The sequence below is a fragment of the Kribbella sp. NBC_00662 genome (assembly GCF_041430295.1).
Taxonomy (GTDB): Bacteria; Actinomycetota; Actinomycetes; order Propionibacteriales; family Kribbellaceae; genus Kribbella.
Genome location: NZ_CP109029.1, coordinates 2559192 through 2578874 on the forward strand (window position 1 = coordinate 2559192; position 19683 = coordinate 2578874).

Below are 19683 nucleotides of genomic sequence, written 5' to 3' on the forward strand. Positions count from 1 at the left end.
ACGGGGCGGTCGCGCGCGATAGCGCCAAGTTGGCGCGCCAAGCGCCGGGTGGGTGGGAGCGGCGCGAAGCACGGCGACGAAGGAGTCGCGCGTAGCCCCGCGTGGGGCGGACCACAGTCTCCTGGCTACGGGCGGCGGTTCTTTGCGACGTACATGGCCTGGTCGGCCTCGTGGAGGAGGGTGTCTAGGTCGGTGGTGGTGGGGGTGATGGGGACTGTGCCGACGCTGGTGGTGACCTCTACCGCGATGTTGGGGAGGGGGCGGCTGACGGCGGACTCGAGGCGGGTGATGAGGGTGGTGAGGTCGTCGCCGGAGATGTCCTCGGCCAGTACGGCGAACTCGTCGCCGCCGAGGCGGGCGACGGTGTCGCCGTGGCGGACGGCCGTGGTCAACCGGTTGGCGATCTCTCGGAGCGCGCGGTCGCCGGCCTCGTGGCCGTAGCCGTCGTTGACGAGTTTGAAGTGGTTCAGGTCGCAGAAGAGCAAGGCGCCCGGACGTCCTGTCGCACGCGTCCGCTCCAGCACCTTCGTGAACCGGTGCTGCAGCAACCGCCGGTTCGGCAGGCCGGTGAGCGGATCGTGCGCGGCGTGATGGCGCAGTTCGCGTTCGGCATCTTTGCGGGCGGTCACGTCGTCGATCTGGATCAGCAGGATCCGTGGCCGATCGGCGCCCTGTTCGACGATGGCCGCCGTACCGCCGAGCCAGATCGCGTTTCCGCTGGGCTGCGTGAAGACCCGTTCGAAACGGTACGTTCCGTTGCCAGCGGCAACATCTTCGAGATCCGCGCGGGTCGACCCCGGCTCCTCGTCGCGGAGGAACTGAGCCAGCCGCGCCCCGAGCAGATCGTTGGCGACGTACCCGGTGATCCGGCAGAAGGCGTCGTTCACGCGGAGGATCCGGCCGCGCTCCGGTCCGTCGAAGCCGACCGTCGCCATGCCGTTGCCGGCGCCCTCGAAGACCAGGCGGAACGTCGCCTCGCTCGCCTCCAGCCGGGTCTTCTCGGCGAGCAGCTGGTCGGCCAGCCGGGCCTTGTCGATCGCCACGCCGGCCTGGGTGGCGAAGATCTCCAGCAGCTCCCGGTGGACCGGCCCGGGCCGCCGCTGGTCCTCGGGCAGGTCGACCGAGAGCATTCCGACCAGCTCGCCGTCGGGCGAGTACAGCGGCGCGAACAGCGCATCGAGTGGGTGCCACGCGCCCGGGTCGTCGGACACGGGTACGTCGGGCACCCACCCGACCACCTCGCCCTCGGGCAGCCGCTCGTGCGGCACGAACCGGAGCTTTCCCCACGCGTCCGCGATCGCGAACTCGGTGTCGAAGATGTCCGGCGCGCTGACCCGCCCGAGCAGCGCCTCGCGCGCCTCGGGTGAGCCTGCGACCGCGATCACCTCGAACTTCCCGTCCGCGTGCCGCAGGTTCAGTACGGCGATCCCGAACCCGAGCCCGTTCACGACGCCGTCGACGACAGCCTGCAGGGTTTCGGCCAGGCTTCGCCCAGCGCCCATCCGGGCGCTCACCTCGTACAGGCGACGGACGGCGGTCAGCCGCACCGTTGGATCGTTCTGCACCCGTCGAGAATAGGCCGATCTCACCACCCGTGAGCAGACGTAATCAGAATTGATCCGGTTAAGCGTTGGTTCTCACAGGTCTGAGAGATGCTCAGTACCGGATTTCGGTCAGGCCGCGGTAGCTGCGTTCGGCCGACTTCCAGGCGTCGGTGGGCTTGTCGTGCTCGACCAGCCACTGCTCGACGCCGCCCGCCTGGGCGTGCTCGAACATCGCGCCGAAGTCCAGCTTCCCGGCGCCGACGTCCTCCCACGAACCGTCCTCGGCCATGTCCTTGACGTGCAGCGCGGGGAACCGGCCGGGGTGCTCCTGGAACAGCTTCGCCGGGTCATGCCCGCCGTCCACCGCCCAGTACAGGTCCAGCTCGAAGCCGAGCAGCTCCGGATCCACGCCCAGCAGGATGTCGTACAGCACCTGCCCGTCGACCTCGTCGAAGTCGCGCCCGTGGTTGTGGAACAGCAGCTTCAGCCCGGCGTCGCGCGCGGCCTTCCCGGCCTCGGTGAACGCCGCCGCAGCAGCCTTGAAGCCCTCGATCGAGTGCTGCTCGGACGGGATCGACGGTACGACGGCCCACTGCGCGCCGAGCGTCTGCACATCGGCGAGCGCGCCCGCCCAGTCGTCGGCCATCCGCTTGTACCCGACGTGCTCGAGCACGATCTTCAGCCCGGCGTCGTCGGCGTACGACCGGATCTCCTCGGCACTGTGGTCGAACCGGCCGCTCACCCCGACCGTCTGGTAGCCGATCCCGGCGAGGCGCTTCAGCGTCCCCGGGTAGTCCTCGGCCAGGACGTCCCGCATCGTGTAGAGGTGCATCCCGATACCACCGGCGGGAATAGTCATACAGACAGCTCCTCGATCAACTAGATGACGTGTTCCTTGTACCGCGCCAGCGCCAGGTCGAAGACCTCCTGGCCAGGCGCGTCCCACAGTTGCTGGTTGAAGATCTCGACCTCGACCGGCCCGTCGTACCCCGCCGCGTCGCAGGCCTCGCGCAGCCGGCGCAGCTCGATCGAACCGTCGCCCATCATGCCGCGCCCGAGCAGCGTGTCCTCGGGCAGCGGGACCACCCAGTCGCTGACCTGGTACGACAGGATCCGCTCACCGGCCCGCTCGATCTGCCGGTACACGTCCGCGTCCCACCACAAGTGGTACGCGTCCACGATCACGCCGACCTGCGAGGCCGGGAACTGCTCGGCCAGGTCGAGCGCGCCGCCGAGCGACGACACGACGCAGCGGTCCGAGCAGAACATCGGGTGCAACGCCTCGACGGCGAGCTTCACGCCACGTTCCTCGGCGTACGGCGCAAGCTCGGCCAGGCCGTCTCGCACCATCGCGCGCGCACCGTCGAGATCACGTGAACCCGCGGGCAGACCGCCGCTGACGAGGACAAGGACCGACGTGCCGATCGTCGCTGCCTCGTCGATCGCGCGACGGTTGTCCTCGATCTTCGCCTTGCGCTCGGCCGGGTCGGTCGAGGTGAAGAAGCCGCTGCGGCAGAGGGATGAAACCTTCAGCCCGGCGTCGGCGACCAGCTTCGCGGCCTTGTCGACGCCGTACTCCTGGATGGGCTCGCGCCACAGGCCGATCCATTCCAGGCCGACGGCCGCGCTCGCGGCGACGACGTTCTCGAGCGGCCAGTACTTCGTGGTTGCCTGGTTGAGGCTGTAGCGATTCATGCGTCGACACCGTTCACGCGCAACAGTTGTCGGAAGCGGTCGACGGCGAGCTCAGGATCGGTGAGTACGCCGGCCTGGTCGGCCAGGCGGAACGTGTCGGCCAGATGCGGCAGCGAGCGTCCCGTCTGCAGCCCGCCGACCATCGTGAAGCCGGGCTGGTGGCCGTTGAGCCACGCCAGGAAGGCGATTCCGGTCTTGTAGTAGTAGGTGGGCGCGGAGAAGATCTGCCTCGCCAGCGGGACGGTCGGGGCGAAGACCCGGTCGTAGCCCGCCAGGTCGCCGGAGTCCAGGGCCTTCAGCGCGGCCGCGGCGGCGGGAGCGATTGCGGCGAAGATCCCGAGGAGGGCGTCGCTGTGTCTGTTCTCGTCGCCGCGGATCAGCTCGGGATAGTTGAAGTCGTCTCCGGTGTAGAGGCGCACGCCTTCCGGCAGACGGTTGCGCAGGGCAACTTCATACGATGCGTCGAGCAACGAGATCTTGATGCCGTCGACCTTCTCGACGTGGTCGTTGATCAGGTCGACGACGAACGCCATGGCGGACTCGAACGATTCGCTGCCCCAGTAACCTTCCAGGGCAGGGTCGAACATGGGGCCGAGCCAGTGGAGGATGACTGGTCGGGTCGACTGGGTGAGCAGGCGGTCGTACACCTTGCGGTAGTCGTCGGGGGATTCTGCTGCCGCGCACAAGGCCCGACTGGCCATCATGATCGGCTGCGCTCCGGCCGCCTCCGCCACCGCGAACTGCTCTTCGTAGGCGGCGATCACGTCTTCCAGCGAATGCTTGCCCGAAGCAAGCTGATCCGTCCCAGCCCCGACCGCGATCCGGCCGTCCGGCGCCTCAGTCGCCGACCGCCGAATCAGCTCCTGCGTAGCCGTCCAGTCCAACCCCATCCCACGCTGAGCCGTATCCATAGCCTCGGCCACCGACAACCCCAACGACCACAAATACCGCCGGAACTCCAGCGTATGCTCCCAATCCACCACCGCAGGAGCCCCCGGCGAGTTGTTCCCCAACGGATCCGCCACCACATGAGCCGCCGCAAACGCAACCCGCGACCGCGCCGGAGAACAGGTGCCCTGAGCAACCGGCTGTCCGATCAGCCGATAGGTCTCCAGCCCGCCGGGAACGGGAAGTTTCAGCTCCATCACTTGACCTCGAGGTCGAGCTTGGGCACCGCTAGCTTTCGGCCCTCGTGCCACGACTGGAGGCCCAGCTCGGCCAGCTGCACGCCCTTGGCGGCCTCGACGAAGTCCCAGGTGAACGGGGTGTCGTCGACGACGTGGTGCAGGAACATCTCCCACTGGACCTTGAAGCCGTTGTCGAACGGCTCGTTGTCCGGGACCTCGGCCCACTGTTCACGGAACTTCTCCGTGGCCGGCAGGTCCGGGTTCCACACCGGCTTCGGCGTCGCCGACCGGTGTTGTGCCCGGCACCGCCGCAGCCCGGCGACCGCGGACCCCTCGGTCCCGTCCACGTGAAATTCGACCAGCTCGTCCCGGAACACCCGCGTTGCCCACGACGAGTTCATCTGCGCGACGATCCCGCCTTCGAGTTCGAACACGCCGTACGCCGCGTCGTCCGCGGTCGCCGCGTACTTGTCGCCCTGCTCGTCGACCCGCGTCGGGATATGCGTCGCGCCCTGGCAGTACACGGACTTGACCGGCCCGAACGTCTGGTCGAGCACGTACCGCCAGTGGCAGAACATGTCGAGGATGATGCCGCCGCCCTCTTCGGACTTGTAGTTCCACGACGGCCGCTGTGCCTCCTGCCAGTCGCCCTCGAAGACCCAGTAGCCGAACTCGCCGCGCACCGACAGGATCCGGCCGAAGAACCCGCCGTCGACCAACCGCTTCAGCTTCCGCAGACCGGGCAGCGACAGCTTGTCCATCACAACGCCGTTCTTCAGGCCCGAGTCGAGCACCGTACGGGCGAGGTCGACCGCCGCCTCCAGGCTCTCGGCGATCGGCTTCTCGCAGTAGATCGCCTTGCCGGCCTCGACCGCGGCGCGGACGCCCTTCTCACGCAGCTGGGTGAGCTGGGAGTCGAAGTAGATCTCGACGTCCGGCTGGGCCAGCGCCTCGGCCAGGTCGGTGGTCCACCGCTCCAGCCCGTACTGCTCCGCGATCCGGCGCAGCTTCAACTCGTTGCGCCCGACCAGGATCGGCTCGGGGATGATCATCGTGCCGTCCGCGGCGGGCAGTCCGCCCTGCTCGCGGATCGCCACGATGGAACGCTCGAGGTGCTGGCGCAGGCCCATCCGGCCGGTGACGCCGTTCATCACGATGCCGATGCGTCGCTCGTTCACAGTCGTACCTCTCACGCTCGAGTGTCATAAACGTCGAGGCGGCCGCACATGCCGTGCAGGCCGGACTCAGTAGGTGCAGGAAGTTGGTGCAGCTCGGCTGACTCCAGGTGCGGCGCGGTGCCGGCCTCCAGCGCGTCGAGCGCGGCCCCGGTCTCGTCGGCGAGGCGGCGCGCGCCCTGCTCCCAGCGCTTCCGCCAGTCCGCGAGCTGCGGTTGCACGAGCCGGATCGCAGCCGCGTAGAACTCGTCCAGCGCAGACGGTCCCTCCGACTCGCAGCGCTCCCGCAGTACGGCGTAGCCCTGTACTGCGAGGTCTCGCCGCGCCATCGCGGACTGTGTCCGCGCCTCGTCGGTGAGCGCAGTCGCCTTGAGATATGTCTCGCGATCGGCGAGGTACTCCGGCGGCAGTGTCATCACCGCGTCACCGGCCTCGGGGAGACCGGAGTTCGACATGAGGGCGAGGATCTGGAGTCCGCCGCGGTTCACGAGCCGGTGGATCGTGCCCGGGCTGAACCAGACCACGGCGCCGGCCCGCAACGGCGTCTCGGTGTGCCCCTTCGTCGACAGCGTGTGTACGGCGCCGTCGCCGGCGAGCACGTAGTACCCCTCGGAGCAGGCCAGGTGCACATGCGGCGTACCGCCGACCAGGCCGTCGCTGGCCTCGGCGTCGTACACCGTCAGCTTCGAGATCCCGACCCCACCCGGCAGCGCCATGGCCGGTCCGCTCTCGAACTCACACATGCACGCCTCCCTCCTGAGCCTGGGAAAGGGCTTTCCGCAGCCTGTGTCCGTAACCATAGGTGGGCGCTCCGACCGAGTCAACCTGTCACGGAAAGCGATCTCCACCACACCCGGTCACAGGCAGATACGCCGAGCCCGTCCGCGTAGGCAGCGCGCCTACTCGTGCCGGCCCGGGCTGGCGATCTGCGGGATCAGGCCCTCTGGCCCCGAACGGATGCGACCGCTCCGGCCCACCGGTCCCGCAGCTCGGACCGCGCGGCGGCATCGAGCCTGGGCTCGAACGTTCTGTACGACCGCCCCGCGGCCCACCCGGTCGTCGCACCCAAGGTCTTCCACGCCAGCTCGGCGGCACCCAGGGCGGAAACCTCCGGTACGTCGGCAGCCTCGACCGGGCGGCCGAGGAGATCCGCCTGGGTCTGCATCAGGAGCCCGGACACGGTCGCGCCGCCGTCGGCGCGCAGACTCTTCACCGCACCCGGGATCGTGTCGGCGATGTCGCAGATCTGATGGGCGACGGCGTCGACGGCGGCCCGGGCGATCTCTGCCCGGGTGGTCGAGCTGTTCATCCCGGTCAGCGCCGCGCGGGCCTGGCGGTCCCAATGGGGCGCGCCCAGGCCGGCAAACGCGGGTACAAGTACGACGCCTTCGGCCGACGGCACGGTTTCGGCCAGGCTTACGAGGGAGCCGACGTCGGGTAGGCCGAGCAGGTCCGCCGTCCACGCGAGCGCTGCGCCTGACGACACGATGTTTCCTTCGAGTGCGTAGACCGGGCGGTCCGTCAACCAGGCCAGCGTGCAGCCGGTTTCGACGAAGTCCTCCACCGGCGTCATCACCGACGACCCGGTTCCGTACGTCGCCTTCACCATCCCGGTCTGCGTGCAGCCTTGCCCGTACATCGCCGCGTGCGAATCCGCGAGGACGGCGATGATCGGGATCCCGTCCGGCAGATCCGGCACGCCGGCGGTCACGCCGAAGCCCGCGTCGGACCGTCGTACGTCGGGCAGCGCCGACCGGGGTACGCCGAACGCGTCGAGCAAAGCCGGTGACCAGTCCAACTGGACAACGTCGAAGAGCAAGGTCCGCGAGGCGTTCCCGGCCTCGGTCAGATGCTCACGGCAACCAGTCAGCTTGTGGATCAGCCAGGAGTCGACCGTGCCGACGAGCGCGTCCGAGCGATCGAGGAGCCAGCGCATCTTCGGCGCCGAGAACATCGCGTCCACGCGAAGGCCGGTCCGCCGTACGAGTTGGTCGATCGTGGCGGGGAGGCGTGCGCACCACTCGGCGGTGCGCACGTCCTGCCAGCCGAGGACCGGGCCGACCGGTTCGCCCGACCGGCTCCAGCCGACCACCGATTCACGCTGCGTGGACAAGGCGATCCCCACGACCTCGACCCCCACGGATGCGGTCGCGAGGCAGGTGGAGGTTGCCCGCAGCACGCTTTGCCAGAGATCCTCGGCGTCCTGCTCGACCCAGCCCGGGCGCGGAGTCGACAGCGCGACGGGGGCGGAGCCGGTCCCGAGCACCCGGGCGTCGACGTCTACCAGCACAGCCTTGGAGTTGGTCGTGCCCTGGTCGATCGCGAGCACCGCCTGGACCATCCCGCCCTCCAAGTTTCAACTGAACTCTTGACGTGACTCTAGCCGCGTGGTGACACTCATGGCGACAGGCTATGCACTACTGAATATCTATTCACAAACGAGGTCCGAGGAGCGCGTGTGAAGCCGAGTAGACGCCGGGTGATCATCAACACCGATGCCAAGAACGAGGCCGATGACCAGTTCGCGATCGTGCACGGGCTGTTGTCGCCGACCTTCGACATCCGCGGTCTGATTCCCGCCCACTTCGGCACCCACCGGTCCGATCGGAGCATGGAGGAGTCCCGCGAGGAGATCGACCTGCTGCTGGATCTGCTCGACCTGACCGGCAAGGTCCCGGTCGCGAACGGTGCGACGACCGGCATCCCGGACGAGCAGACCCCGCTCGACTCGCCCGGCGCGCAGCTGATCATCGAGGAGTCGAAGCTCGCCTCGAAGGGCGACCCGCTGTTCGTGTCGTTCCTCGGCCCGCTGACCGATATGGCCTCGGCGATCCTGCTCGATCCCGAGATCGTGCACCGGGACGTGATCGTGGTCTGGATCGGCGGCCGCGGCTACAACGGCTACGCGGCCGACCACCGGATGGAGTTCAACCTGTCGAACGACATCCACGCCGCGAACGTCGTGTTCGGCTCCGGGATCACCGTCTGGCAGGTCACCAGCGACGTCTACACGAAGGTCTCGGTCAGCTACGCGGAGCTCGAGGAGAAGATCGGCGACGCCGGCCCGCTCGGCAAGTACCTGATCGAGCAGCTGGTCGAGTGGAACGCGACGTACCACGGCGAGCCGATCGAGTCCCGCTCACTCGGAGACTCGCCCGCGATCTCGCTCATGCTCTACCCGCACAGCGGCAACTTCCGGACCCGTCCGGCGCCGCGTTTCGGTGTCGACGGCTGGTACCTGCCCGGCACCGACAACCCCATCCAGGTCTGCGAGCAGGTCGACGTCCGCTTCCTGCTCGAGGACATGTTCGCCAAGATCCGCCGCTTTGCCCGTCAAAGGAGCACCTCATGACCACGTCGTACACCCGCCGGGGTTTCCTCGGTCTCACGTCCGCCGCCGCACTCGGTGCCGGTCTGTCCGCCTGCACCGGCGGAGGTACTTCGACGGGCGGGGGAGCCACCCAGGGGGCGTCGAACAACCTGCGCCTGTTCACCTACGAGGACGACTCGACGATCGGCCTGCTCAAGGCCCAGATCAAGAAGTTCGACGAGCAGAACGGTACGACGACCACCGTCGACAGCCTGCCCGGTTCGGGCGCGGCCGTGTACCCGGACAAGCTGCGGACCGAGCTGCTCGGAGGCAAGGGGCCGGACGTCTGGCGGATCTGGGGCGGTCAGATCGGCAGCCCGTTCGCGAAGGCCAAGCAGTCACTGGATCTGAGCAAGTACTACGACAAGTACGGCTGGGACTCGAAGATCAACACGACCGCGATCAGCGGGATGACGTTCGACGGCGTGAAGTCCGGCGTACCGTTCCTCTCGCTCGGCATCGGTGCCTGGTACAACAAGTCGCTGTTCGCCAAGGCCGGTGTCAGCGCACCGCCCACGACGTACGCCGAGCTCGAGAGCGTGAACGACAAACTGGTGGCTGTCGGTGTCACGCCGTGCGGGCTCGGGGGTAAGTACGGCTGGGACATCATGCGACTGTTCGAGTACCTGCTCGAGCACACCGCCGGTCCCGACCTGCACGACAAACTGCTGACCGGCGCCGAGAGCTGGGACCGGCCCGAGGTGGTCGAGGCGTTCACGCTGTTCAAGAAGTGGCAGGACAAGAAGTGGCTACCGCAGGGTGCGCTCGCGCTCGACCCGGCCGATGTCGAGCCGTGGTACGTCCAGGGCAAGACCGCATACACGATCACCGGACCGTGGACCGAGGCGGCGGCGATCCTGGCGGCGAAGAAGAGCTCGTCCGCGTTCGGCAACTTCGAGCTGCCGACCGACAAGTCGCCGGCCCGGCACTCGGGCTTCGTCGAGGGCTACATGATCAACGCCAAGAGCGGGAACGCCGACAAGGCCGCGGCGCTGATCGACTTCATCGTCCAGCCCGCCACCCAGAAGGCGATGAACATCACCGCCTCGACCGTCAAGGGCGCCGAGCCGGACCCGAAGACGCTGCCGCTGGCCGCGGAGTGGTCGCAGAAGTACGGGAACAACCCGTTCTACACGATCCAGGACCAGGCGTTCCCGAAGAAGCAGGCCGACCAGTACTTCAGCGTGCAGAGCGACCTGCTGCAGGGCTCGGTCAAGCCGGACGCGGCGGCGAAGAAGATGCAGGAAATCGTCTCGGCCTGGGCGAAGAGCTAGCCGATGGCAACGACAGTCGCTGTCGCCAAGCAGCCCAAACGCGGCGGCCGGTGGTCCCCGTGGTTGTTCGCCCTGCCCGCACTCGTGGTGTACGTCGCGTTCCTGGTGTACCCGGCGGTGTCGTCACTGTGGTTCAGCCTGACCAACTGGGACGGGCTGAGCGCGACGTACAAGTTCGTTGGCCTGGACAACTACTTCAAGCTGCCGCACGACCCGGTCGTGATCACCGCGGTCCGGAACAATTTGATCTGGACCGTCGTCACGATCGCGGTGCCGACCGTCATCGGTCTGCTGCTGGCGATCGCGCTGAACGGCAAGGTGCACGGGAAGCCGATCCTGCGGCTGATCTTCTACACGCCCGCGGTCCTCCCGCTGGTGTCGATCGCGAGCATCTGGGGCTGGCTCTACAACCCGCAGTACGGTGCGATCAACTCGTTCCTGCGCCTGATCGGGCTGGACGGGCTGGCGCAGCCGTGGCTCGGGCAGGACTCCACCGCGCTGTGGGCCGTGATGATCCCGGCGATCTGGTTGCGGACCGGCTTCCCGATGCTGCTGTACCTGGCCGCACTGCAAGGTATCCCGAACGAGCTCTACGAGGCCGCGACCGTCGACGGCGCGACCAAGTGGCAACAGTTCTGGCACGTGACGATGCCGAGCCTGCGGCCCGCGCACTACATCGTGCTGGCGTTGTCGCTGATCGACTCGTTCAAGGTCTTCGACATGATCTACGCGATGACGTACGGCGGTCCCGGTACGTCGACGCAGGTGATGGGAACGTGGATGTACTTCAACGTCTTCCAGTACTACCAGGCCGGCTACGGCACCGCGATCGCCGTCGTGATCACGCTGGTCGCGATAGCGGTAGGCATCCCGTACGTCCGCTCGCAGACGAAGGAGGCCTGATGACCATCACAGCGCCGGCACCGGTCGACCTCCCGGTCGACACCACCCAGTCCACCAGTCCTGGGCCCAAGGGACGCCGCGGGCTGGTGATGACCTTCGTCCTCGTCGTCATCGCGCTCTTCTGGATCTCCCCGCTCGCCCTCCTGGTGATCACCGCGGTACGCCCGTTGGCGGACTTCATCGGCAACGGGCCGCTGTCCTGGCCGGACCAGCTCACATGGAGCAATTTCAAGGACGCCTGGGACATCGGCAACTTCGCCACGACGTACAAGAACAGTGCGATCCTGGCCGCGATCAAGGTGCCGCTCGGCGTGCTGTTCTCCGCGATGCTCGGGTTCGCACTGGCCAAGCTGCGGATGAGGTTCCGGCGGACGGTGATGTTCACGGTGTTCCTCGGGCTGACAATCCCGATCTACATCACGATCGTGCCGGTCTTCATCATGATGCGTTCGCTCGGCGCGACCGACAGCATCTTCGGGCTGATCGGGCCGTACCTGGCCTTCGGCATCCCGTTCGAGGTGCTGGTGCTGCAGTCGTTCTTCCGGCAGATCCCCGACGAGATCATCGAGGCGGCGAAGGTCGACGGCGCGGGCGACTGGCGGGTGTTCTTCACGATGATCCTGCCGCTGTCGGTGCCCGCGCTGGTGACGGTGGCGATCCTGGACGCGGTCGCGACCTGGAACGAGTTCCTGTTCGCGCTGATCCTGCTGAACTCCGACGCGCACAAGACGATCCCGGTCGGGCTGCTGAACTTCCAGGGCCAGTTCGCCAACAACAACACCGGGCTCGCGGCGGGCATCCTGATCGCCGTGGTCCCGATCCTGATCGCCTACACCCTGCTCCAGCGCTGGATCGTCGGCGGTCTGACCGCAGGCTCACTCAAAGGTTAGGAACGAATATGACTGATCTGCCCGTTTTCGGTGCAGGCATCTGGCACTTCGCGACGTACAAGGACCGCTACGCGACGGACGGGTACGGCGATCCCGTCACCCTGCTCGAGCAGATCGACCGCGCCGGCGCGGTCGGCGACCTGTCCGTGGTCGACCTGAACTGGCCGTTCGCCGGGTACGACGGGACGCTCGACGAGGTGAAGGCCGCGCTGCAGCGCAACAACCTCAAGGCGATCGCGATCACCCCGGAGATCTACACCCGCGACTTCGTCAAGGGCTCGTTCACGAACCCGGACCCGGGCGTCCGCAAGCAGGCGATGGAACTGTTGCACCAGGCAACCGAGCTGGCGAAGGACCTCGGCTGCTCGTACGTGAAGCTCTGGCCGGGCCAGGACGGGTGGGACTACCCGTTCCAGGTCGACTACCACGACATCTGGAACCTCGCCCTGGACGGCCTGAAGGAGCTGGTGTCGGCGCACCCGGACATCAACTTCGTGATCGAGTACAAGCCCCGTGAGCCACGGGTGAAGATCATCTTCCCGAACGTCGCCCGGACGCTGCTCGGGATCGAGAAGATCGGCCTGCCCAACCTGGGCATCCTGCTCGACTTCGGCCACTCGCTGTACGGCCAGGAGACGCCGGCCGACGCGGCGCAGTTGGCGATCGACTACAACCGGCTCTTCGCGATCGACGTCAACGACAACATGAAGGGCTGGGACGACGACATGGTCGTCGGCTCGGTGCACCTGGTCGAGACGTTCGAGTTCTTCCACACGCTGCGGAAGAACAACTGGGAGGGCGTCTGGCAGCTGGACCAGTTCCCGTTCCGCGAGGACAGCGTGCAGGCCGCGAAGCACGCGATCACCTTCCTGAAGGCGGTGCACCACGCGCTCGACGTACTCGACGACGACGCGCTCGCCGCTGCCCAGGCCTCCCACGACGCCCTGGCCGCTCAGAAGCTGGTCCAGAAGGTGCTGCTGAGTTCGATGGCAGAGATCGCATGACGCTGACCATCGAACACACCACCATGCCGGTGCTCGGCCGGCTGCCGGCGCACAGCAGCCGGACCGAGCAGATCGCGCACATCGCCGAGGCGGCGAAGCAGATCCGGATCCAGGACCTCAAGCTGGTCCACTACGCCGGAGCCGGCCACATCGGTGGCGACTTCTCCGCGATCGACATCCTGGCCACGCTGTACGGCGCCGTGCTCGACATCTCGCCCGCGACGGTGAACGACGCCGAGCGGGACCGGTTCATCCTCAGCAAGGGACACGTCGCGGGCGCGCTCTACACCACGCTCGCGGCGTTCGGGTTCCTGCCGGTCGAGGAGCTCGCGACGTTCCTCAAGCCGTTGTCCGCGCTGAACGGCCACCCGAACCGGACGAAGGTCGCCGGCGTCGAGGCGAACACCGGACCTCTCGGGCACGGTCTGCCGGTCGCGGTCGGGCATGCGCTCTCGGCCAAGCTCGACGTCTCGATGCGCCGTACGTATGTGCTCGTCGGGGACGGTGAGTTGCAGGAGGGTTCGAACTGGGAGGCGATGATGGCGGCCTCGCAGTACCAGCTCGACCGGCTGACCGTGATCGTCGACCGGAACCGGCTGCAGCAGGGCGCGACCACCAAAGAGACCAACGACCTCGACCCGTTGCCGGAGAAGGCGGCCGCGTTCGGGTTCGCGGTGGTGGAGGTCAACGGTCACGATCACGGCGAGCTGCTCGACGTGCTGTCCGCCGTACCGTTCCGGCCGGGCAAGCCGACGTTCGTGATCGCCCACACGCACAAGGGCCACCCGATCTCGTTCATGAGCAACAACGTCGCCTGGCACCACCGTGTCCCCGACGACGCCGAGTTCGCGCAGGCCCTGAAGGAGCTGGCATGACTCTGCTGATGCCACGCCTCCGGCGCGGCGGGTCATGGGGCTGTAACTCCCGGCCTTCCCTCGTCGCTCCGGTCGCTTCGCTCCCTCCGCTCCTCAGTCCAGGCCGGGAGGCCCCATGACCGTCGTCCACACGCCCTCGATCGCCGACCAGCCGCGGTACGACTGCCGGGACGCGTACGTCGAGACGCTGGCGCAACTCGCCGAGGCCGATCACCGGATCGTTGGCGTGGTCAACGACTCGGTCGGCTCCAGCAAACTGAACAGCTTCCGCAAGGCGTTCCCGGACCGGCTGATCAATGTCGGGATCGCCGAGCAGGACATGGTCGGCGTCGCGTCCGGGCTGGCCAACGGCGGCCGGATCCCGTTCGTCTCGGCGGCGTCCTGCTTCCTCACCGGTCGCGCCCTCGAGCAGATCAAGGCCGACGTCGCGTACTCGAACACCAACGTGAAGCTCTGCGGCATGAGCCCGGGCGTCGCGTACGGCGAGCTCGGGCCGACGCACCACTCGGTCGAAGACATCGCGTGGTTGCGGGCGATCGCCAACATGACCGTGATCGTGCCGGCCGATCCGATCGAGACCGCGGCCGCGCTGCGCTGGGCGGCGGCGTCGGAGGGACCGGTGTTCATCCGGGTCAGCCGGATGAGCGTGCCGAAGGTGTACCCGGAGGACTACGAGTTCCACCTCGGTCAGGCGATCACGGTCCGGGACGGCAACGACGTGACGGTGATCAGCAACGGGACCGTGCTGTGGCGGGCGCTGGCCGCGGCTGAACAGCTGGCCGAGGAAGGGATCTCGGCGCGGGTGCTGTCGATGCCGACGGTGAAGCCGCTGGACGTCGATGCCGTGGTCGCGGCCGCGCGGGAGACGGCCGGCATCGTGACCGCCGAGGAGGCCGTGAACGGCGGTGGTCTCGGTGGTGCGGTCGCGGAGACCGTCGTACAGCATCATCCGGCGCGGGTGTCGATCCTCGGGTTCCCCGAGTTCGCGCCCACGGGGTCGGCCGGTTACCTGCTGGACCGGTACGGACTGTCCCCCGACGGCATCGCCGACGCGGCCCGCAAACTCGTCACGACAGGTAAGTGACCAGGTCGGCGATCGAGATCATCGCGAAGTCATGAGCGTCGGCGAATGCGCGGAGATCCGTGCCGGTCATCAGCGTGCCGTCGTCGTTCATGAGTTCGCCGATCACGCCGACCGGGGACAGGCCGGCCAGGCGGACGAGCTCGACGGTGGCTTCGGTGTGACCGGGGCGCTGCCTTACTCCGCCGTCGACCGCGCGCAGCGGGAGGATGTGACCGGGCCGGATCAGGTCCGCGGGCTGGGCCGTCGGGTCGGCCAGTACGCGGACGGTCCGGGCCCGGTCGGCCGCGGAGATGCCGGTGCCGACGCCGGTCGCCGCGTCCACGGAGATCGTGTACGCCGTCCGCAGGCTGTCCTGGTTGTTGGGGACCATCAGCGGGAGCTCGAGTCGGTCCAGGAGCTCGGGCGCCGCGGGCGCGCAGACGTACCCACTGGTGTGACGGACGAGCAGAGCCATCAGCTCGGGGGTGGCGAGACTCGCGGCGAAGGTCAGGTCGCCCTCGTTCTCGCGGTCCTCGTCGTCGACGACCACGACCGGCCGTCCGGCGGCGATCTCGGCCACGGCGCGTTCGATGGTGTCGAGGCTGGTGATGGTGTTCACGGTCGGTGTCCTCTCGGCAGTGCTGTCGACAGCACTCCGGGGGCAACGACAGACCCCACGCCCCGGTCCGCGCGGACGTGCAGCTGCCACGTGCGTCTTCCCATCCGGACTTTCACCGTCGGTCCTGGAGTTCCACCAGGTCAACCGCTCCTTCTCACGAAGTCACGGGTCGCGGACTGTCACCGCCGGCTCGGAATTTCACCGACCCCAGAGCACGTGTGTCTTACATCATCAGCTTAACGGCAACCAGCACCCCAGGAGTGTCATGTCCGTCTCATCCACCTGGCAGGAAGTCGAACTCCCGGCCACCGGCGACTGGGCCGAATTCGAGCACGAGAGCGGTCTCGTGCTGCGGCGGCCGACGTTCCGGGACGGCGACGAGGAAGGCAAGGTGCGTTTCGCTCCGCCGGAGCCGGGCCGTTGGCGCTGGATATGCGGCACCGCCGGCGGTGAGTTCGACGTGCGACCTGCGGGCGAGGACGAGCTCAACCCGTTCTACCGGCACGGATTCTGGAAGATGTCTCCCGGCGGGCGGAGCCTCGTGCATGCCGACGGGACGCCGGCGATTCTGGTTGCGGATACCGCGTGGGCGCTGCCGTGGCGGGCCACGCCTGAGCAGGTGCGTGAGTACGCCGCCGACCGGCAGGCCAAGGGCTTCAACGCTGTGCTGCTGATGTCGGTCCAACCGGACATGCGGGCGGTGGGTCCGCGGGATCGCACCCAGGACGAAGGCTTCGGTGTCGGCTTCGAGGATCTGCCGGACGGCCATCTCAACCAGTTCAACCTCGAGTACTTCCAGTACCTCGACGAGCTGCTCGACATCCTCGTCGAGCACGGCCTGGTTCCGGTGTTGCAACCGGTCTTCCAAGGCTTCGGCTGGAAGGGGCTGGACGTGGCGGGAACGGTCGTCCCGCCGGACGAGTACGCGGCGTACTGCCGCTACCTCGTTGCCCGCTACGGAGCGAGACCTGCCATTTACCTGGTCGGCGGAGACGGCTCAGGTGACGAGCCGCAGACTGCGGCGGGTGGAGCCGAGGTGCACGCCGTCGACTGCTACGGGCAGCCGACCGGCATCCACTACCGCCCGCACATCCGCGCCGACGCTCACCAGGACGCCGACTGGCTGGACTTCCAGTGGTGCCAGACCGGCCACACCGGCGAACACGTGCCCGAACGAGTCGCGGACATGTGGCGCAATGAGCCGGTCAAGGCAGTCGCGAACGGCGAACCGACGTACGAGCACACCGGCCGGACCGGTGTCGCCGAGGGCTGGTGGCAAGGCCACGAAGCGTGGAGCAATCTCTGCGCGGGCGGGACGATGGGCGTCGTCTACGGCGCCGGCAGCCTGTGGCAGTGGCGGCTGCATCCCGAGGAGCCGGGGCACTCCGAGTTCTTCCTGGCACCGGGCGCCGGCTGGCGAGAGGCGGTCGGTTTCGAGGGTTCGACGTACGTCGGCATGCTCGGGAAGATCCTGGCCGGACTGCCGACCACCGACATGGTGCCGGACTGGACGCGGGTCATCTCCGGGCGAGCGCTCAGCGGCGCGGACGGGATGCTGATCGTCTACCGCGAGAACGGCGGCCCGGTGATGGTCTTCGACGACACGGTCCCGCTGACGTACACGATCGTCGATCCGCGCGACGGCTCGATCGTCGCCTCGGGCAAGCGGGACGCGTGGAACGCCCCGATCCCCGACGCCGGTGGAGCGCCCCGCGTGTACCTCTGTCTGGCTGACCTATAGTCCGTATTCCTGAACGTTTCGAGGGGGTCGAGTGAACGCGAACCGCGCAGTGCGCCAGCCGGGGCTGGACGAGCTGCGGCTGCTCGCGAAGGTTGCGCGGATGTACCACGAGAAGGGCATCCGCCAGCCGCAGATCGCCGCCGAGCTGAACCTGTCGCAGGCGCGGGTGTCGCGGATGCTCAAGCAGGCCGTCGATGTCGGCATCGTGCACACCGTGGTGACCATGCCCAGCGGCGTGCACAGCGACCTCGAGGACGAGCTGCAGGGCCGGTACGGGCTGCGCGACGCGGTGGTCGTCGACACGCTCGGCGTGGGCGACGACGTACTGCCGGCGCTCGGTTCCGGCGCGGCGGCGTACCTCGACATGACACTCACCGGCGGGCATGTCGTCGGGATCTCGTCCTGGAGCGAGACGCTGATCAGCGCCGTCGACCGGATGCCGCGCAAGAGTGTCCCGGTGGTGGACAAGGTCGTCCAGATCGTCGGCGGACTCGGCGACGCGGCGGTGCAGATGCAGGCCACCCGCCTGACCGCGCGGTTCGCCGAGCTGACCGGTGGGATGCCGGTCTACCTGCCCGCGCCCGGTCTGGTCGGCACGCCCGCCGTACGCCGGGCGATGATGAACGACGTGTCGGTTCGCGACGTTCTGGGCACGTGGGGACAACTCACCGACGCCCTGGTCGGGATCGGCAGCCTCGAGCCCTCGCCGCTGCTGCAGCGCAGTGGGAACGCGGTCGCGCAGGCCGACCAGGACGAGCTGCGCCGGCTCGGTGCCGTCGGGGACGTGTGTTTCCGGTTCTTCGACGAAGAAGGAAGGCTTGTGCGTTCGACGTTCGACCAACGCGTCATCGGGGTGACCGCGAAGGAGCTGCTGGCGGTGCCACGGCGGATCGGGGTGGCCGGCGGTGAGCGTAAGTTCTCCGCGATCCGCGCCGCGATGCTCGGCGGCTGGGTCAACATCCTCATCACCGACCTCGCGATGGCCCATCGTTTGCTCAATGGAGCCTGACGAGCAGCGGGAGGTCTACGCCACCATCGACCTGGCCTTGCGGGTCGGTGAGGTGCTGCTGTCCAGCGGCGCCGGTACGGCGGACGCGACCGCGACGATCCTCGGTGTCACCGCGGCCGGCGGACTGCGCGGGTGTGAGGTCGACATCACGTTCACCTCGATGGCGGTGTCGTACCAGGCCGCGCCGGATGTCGCCCCCGAGACGCACATCCGGCTGGTCCGTTACCGGTCCCAGGACTTCTCCCGGTTGACCGACGTCGACCAACTGGTACGGCGGTTCGCCCGCGGTGAGCTGACCCGCGAGGACGCATCCCGCGAGCTGGCCCGGCTGACGTCGGCGGGCCCGCCGTACCCGCGGTGGAGCGCTGTACTCGCCTGGGGTGTGATGGCGGGTGGCGCAACGCTGCTGCTCGGAGGCGGCTGGCTGATCACGTTGGTGGCGGTGCTCACGGCAATCGTGATCGACGTCAGCAACCGCTGGTTCAACCGGCAACGGCTGCCGGCGTTCTACCAACAGGTCGCCGGCGCCTTCGTGGCGACCGCGGTCGCCCTGATCCTGTACGCCGTCCACGCGCCGGTGAAACCGTCCCTGGTAGTTGCCGCAGGCATCATCATGCTGCTGGCCGGGATCGCGCTCACCGGTGCCGTCCAGGACGCGATCACCGGGTACTACGTGACCGCGGCGGCCCGAAGTCTCGAAGCGATGCTGCTCACCGGCGGGATCATCGCGGGTGTCTCGCTCGGTCTCGCGCTGGGACTGAAGTTCGGCCTGCACGTCGGCATCGAGGCCGAGACGATCCAGCTGGGGAACCTGCCGGTGATGGTCGTCTCCGGTGCGGTGATGTCGGTCGCGTTCGCCTACGCGTCGTACGCCCCGCTCCGCGCGCTGTTCCCGGTCGCGGTGATGGGTGCGCTCGGATCGCTGGTGTTCACGCTGATGATCCGGGCGTCGTTCGGGCCGGCGTGGTCCACGGCCGCGGCGGCGTGTGTCGTCGGGTTGGGCAGCTACTCGATCGGCCGGCGCGTCGGCGTACCGCCGCTGGTCGTGGTTGTCGCCGGATCGATCCCGCTGCTGCCGGGACTCACGATCTACAAGGGCCTCTACGAGCTGATGGGTCTCGGCAACCTGATCGGCATCGTCAGCCTCGGTACCGCGGTCGCCATCGGCGTCGCGCTCGCGTCCGGCCTGATCCTCGGCGAGTACCTCGCCCAGCCGATCCGCCGCGAGGCCCGTCGACTGGAAGACAGGCTCGCGGGTCCCCGCCTGGTAGGCCCGCGCCGCCCCGTCCGCCGGAGGACGACCCGACCACGCCGCCGACGCCGTACCAGTAGCTAGCCGTCCTTGCACCGGGGGCGAAAACTCCTCGATCTGCTACTCGCTTGACGTGATTTAT

18 protein-coding genes and 1 riboswitch are annotated in these 19683 nt (G+C 68.0%); of the genes, 10 read left to right on the plus strand and 8 right to left on the minus strand.

Annotated elements, in window-relative coordinates; all coding sequences use genetic code 11:
- Positions 1-125: 125 nt before the first annotated feature.
- From OHA10_RS13020 to OHA10_RS13050, 7 genes are all read right to left on the minus strand, one after another.
- Positions 126-1565, minus strand: coding sequence for a diguanylate cyclase domain-containing protein (locus OHA10_RS13020; protein WP_371406451.1), 1440 nt, complete (start codon positions 1563-1565; stop codon positions 126-128).
- Positions 1566-1656: 91 nt separating this feature from the next.
- The gene (locus OHA10_RS13025) at positions 1657-2403 is read right to left on the minus strand and encodes a sugar phosphate isomerase/epimerase family protein (protein ID WP_371406452.1); all 747 of its coding nucleotides are present in this window, start codon (positions 2401-2403) and stop codon (positions 1657-1659) included.
- A gap of 20 nt (positions 2404-2423) precedes the next feature.
- The gene (locus OHA10_RS13030) at positions 2424-3239 is read right to left on the minus strand and encodes a sugar phosphate isomerase/epimerase family protein (protein WP_371406453.1); all 816 of its coding nucleotides are present in this window, start codon (positions 3237-3239) and stop codon (positions 2424-2426) included.
- On the minus strand, positions 3236-4384 hold the full coding sequence (locus tag OHA10_RS13035; protein WP_371406454.1) for a dihydrodipicolinate synthase family protein: 1149 nt from the start codon (positions 4382-4384) through the stop codon (positions 3236-3238). Before OHA10_RS13035 ends, OHA10_RS13030 begins: the two co-directional genes overlap by 4 nt.
- The gene (locus OHA10_RS13040; RefSeq protein WP_371406455.1) at positions 4384-5544 is read right to left on the minus strand and encodes a Gfo/Idh/MocA family protein; all 1161 of its coding nucleotides are present in this window, start codon (positions 5542-5544) and stop codon (positions 4384-4386) included. The genes OHA10_RS13035 and OHA10_RS13040 overlap by 1 nt, the downstream gene beginning before the upstream one ends.
- A gap of 11 nt (positions 5545-5555) precedes the next feature.
- On the minus strand, positions 5556-6284 hold the full coding sequence (locus OHA10_RS13045; protein WP_371406456.1) for a cupin domain-containing protein: 729 nt from the start codon (positions 6282-6284) through the stop codon (positions 5556-5558).
- Positions 6285-6475: 191 nt separating this feature from the next.
- On the minus strand, positions 6476-7882 hold the full coding sequence (locus tag OHA10_RS13050; protein ID WP_371406457.1) for an FGGY family carbohydrate kinase: 1407 nt from the start codon (positions 7880-7882) through the stop codon (positions 6476-6478).
- Between the two features lie 117 nt (positions 7883-7999).
- Here OHA10_RS13050 and OHA10_RS13055 point away from each other — a divergent pair, with 117 nt between their 5' ends.
- The 7 genes from OHA10_RS13055 (at position 8000) to OHA10_RS13085 (ending at position 14941) form a co-directional block, all read left to right on the plus strand.
- Positions 8000-8893, plus strand: a complete 894-nt coding sequence (locus OHA10_RS13055; protein WP_371406458.1) for a nucleoside hydrolase — start codon at positions 8000-8002, stop codon at positions 8891-8893.
- Positions 8890-10185 (plus strand): ABC transporter substrate-binding protein, encoded by a 1296-nt coding sequence (locus OHA10_RS13060; RefSeq protein ID WP_371406459.1) that lies wholly within the window; start codon positions 8890-8892, stop codon positions 10183-10185. The genes OHA10_RS13055 and OHA10_RS13060 overlap by 4 nt, the downstream gene beginning before the upstream one ends.
- 3 nt (positions 10186-10188) lie before the next feature.
- On the plus strand, positions 10189-11088 hold the full coding sequence (locus OHA10_RS13065) for a carbohydrate ABC transporter permease (RefSeq protein ID WP_371406460.1): 900 nt from the start codon (positions 10189-10191) through the stop codon (positions 11086-11088).
- Positions 11088-11978, plus strand: coding sequence for a carbohydrate ABC transporter permease (locus tag OHA10_RS13070; RefSeq protein WP_371406461.1), 891 nt, complete (start codon positions 11088-11090; stop codon positions 11976-11978). The genes OHA10_RS13065 and OHA10_RS13070 overlap by 1 nt, the downstream gene beginning before the upstream one ends.
- 8 nt (positions 11979-11986) lie before the next feature.
- Positions 11987-12982 carry a sugar phosphate isomerase/epimerase family protein gene (locus OHA10_RS13075; protein WP_371406462.1) on the plus strand — a complete coding sequence of 332 codons (996 nt, stop codon included), beginning with the start codon at positions 11987-11989 and terminating at the stop codon, positions 12980-12982.
- Complete coding sequence (locus OHA10_RS13080; RefSeq protein ID WP_371406463.1) at positions 12979-13857, plus strand: transketolase; 879 nt, start codon at positions 12979-12981, stop codon at positions 13855-13857. The genes OHA10_RS13075 and OHA10_RS13080 overlap by 4 nt, the downstream gene beginning before the upstream one ends.
- A 115-nt stretch (positions 13858-13972) precedes the next feature.
- Entirely contained in the window at positions 13973-14941 is a 969-nt protein-coding gene (locus OHA10_RS13085; protein WP_371406464.1) for a transketolase family protein, read from the plus strand.
- On the opposite strand, the gene ribB is transcribed toward OHA10_RS13085, so the two are convergent.
- Positions 14925-15539 (minus strand): 3,4-dihydroxy-2-butanone-4-phosphate synthase, encoded by a 615-nt coding sequence (gene ribB, locus OHA10_RS13090; RefSeq protein ID WP_371406465.1) that lies wholly within the window; start codon positions 15537-15539, stop codon positions 14925-14927. The genes OHA10_RS13085 and ribB overlap by 17 nt on opposite strands.
- Before the next feature lie 86 nt (positions 15540-15625).
- Positions 15626-15759, minus strand: a riboswitch (FMN riboswitch).
- Between the two features lie 45 nt (positions 15760-15804).
- On the opposite strand from ribB, the gene OHA10_RS13095 reads away from it, so the two are divergent.
- Genes OHA10_RS13095 through OHA10_RS13105 form a run of 3 tightly spaced genes read left to right on the plus strand, consistent with a single transcriptional unit; the run spans position 15805 to position 19625 of the window.
- On the plus strand, positions 15805-17280 hold the full coding sequence (locus OHA10_RS13095; RefSeq protein ID WP_371406466.1) for a DUF4038 domain-containing protein: 1476 nt from the start codon (positions 15805-15807) through the stop codon (positions 17278-17280).
- 31 nt (positions 17281-17311) lie between these two features.
- Positions 17312-18289, plus strand: a complete 978-nt coding sequence (locus OHA10_RS13100) for a sugar-binding transcriptional regulator (RefSeq protein WP_371406467.1) — start codon at positions 17312-17314, stop codon at positions 18287-18289.
- The gene (locus OHA10_RS13105; protein ID WP_371406468.1) at positions 18279-19625 is read left to right on the plus strand and encodes a threonine/serine exporter ThrE family protein; all 1347 of its coding nucleotides are present in this window, start codon (positions 18279-18281) and stop codon (positions 19623-19625) included. Before OHA10_RS13100 ends, OHA10_RS13105 begins: the two co-directional genes overlap by 11 nt.
- Positions 19626-19683: the final 58 nt, after the last annotated feature.

Excerpts from the sequence above, each read along its gene's own strand:
- OHA10_RS13025 (WP_371406452.1), bottom strand. The coding sequence starts at position 2,403 with ATGACTATTCCCGCCGGTGGTATCGGGATGCACCTCTACACGATGCGG.
- OHA10_RS13030 (WP_371406453.1), bottom strand. The coding sequence starts at position 3,239 with ATGAATCGCTACAGCCTCAACCAGGCAACCACGAAGTACTGGCCGCTC.
- OHA10_RS13035 (WP_371406454.1), bottom strand. The coding sequence starts at position 4,384 with ATGGAGCTGAAACTTCCCGTTCCCGGCGGGCTGGAGACCTATCGGCTG.
- OHA10_RS13045 (WP_371406456.1), bottom strand. The coding sequence starts at position 6,284 with ATGTGTGAGTTCGAGAGCGGACCGGCCATGGCGCTGCCGGGTGGGGTC.
- OHA10_RS13050 (WP_371406457.1), bottom strand. The coding sequence starts at position 7,882 with ATGGTCCAGGCGGTGCTCGCGATCGACCAGGGCACGACCAACTCCAAG.
- OHA10_RS13060 (WP_371406459.1), top strand. The coding sequence starts at position 8,890 with ATGACCACGTCGTACACCCGCCGGGGTTTCCTCGGTCTCACGTCCGCC.
- OHA10_RS13065 (WP_371406460.1), top strand. The coding sequence starts at position 10,189 with ATGGCAACGACAGTCGCTGTCGCCAAGCAGCCCAAACGCGGCGGCCGG.
- OHA10_RS13070 (WP_371406461.1), top strand. The coding sequence starts at position 11,088 with ATGACCATCACAGCGCCGGCACCGGTCGACCTCCCGGTCGACACCACC.
- OHA10_RS13075 (WP_371406462.1), top strand. The coding sequence starts at position 11,987 with ATGACTGATCTGCCCGTTTTCGGTGCAGGCATCTGGCACTTCGCGACG.
- OHA10_RS13080 (WP_371406463.1), top strand. The coding sequence starts at position 12,979 with ATGACGCTGACCATCGAACACACCACCATGCCGGTGCTCGGCCGGCTG.
- OHA10_RS13085 (WP_371406464.1), top strand. The coding sequence starts at position 13,973 with ATGACCGTCGTCCACACGCCCTCGATCGCCGACCAGCCGCGGTACGAC.
- OHA10_RS13095 (WP_371406466.1), top strand. The coding sequence starts at position 15,805 with ATGTCCGTCTCATCCACCTGGCAGGAAGTCGAACTCCCGGCCACCGGC.
- OHA10_RS13105 (WP_371406468.1), top strand. The coding sequence starts at position 18,279 with ATGGAGCCTGACGAGCAGCGGGAGGTCTACGCCACCATCGACCTGGCC.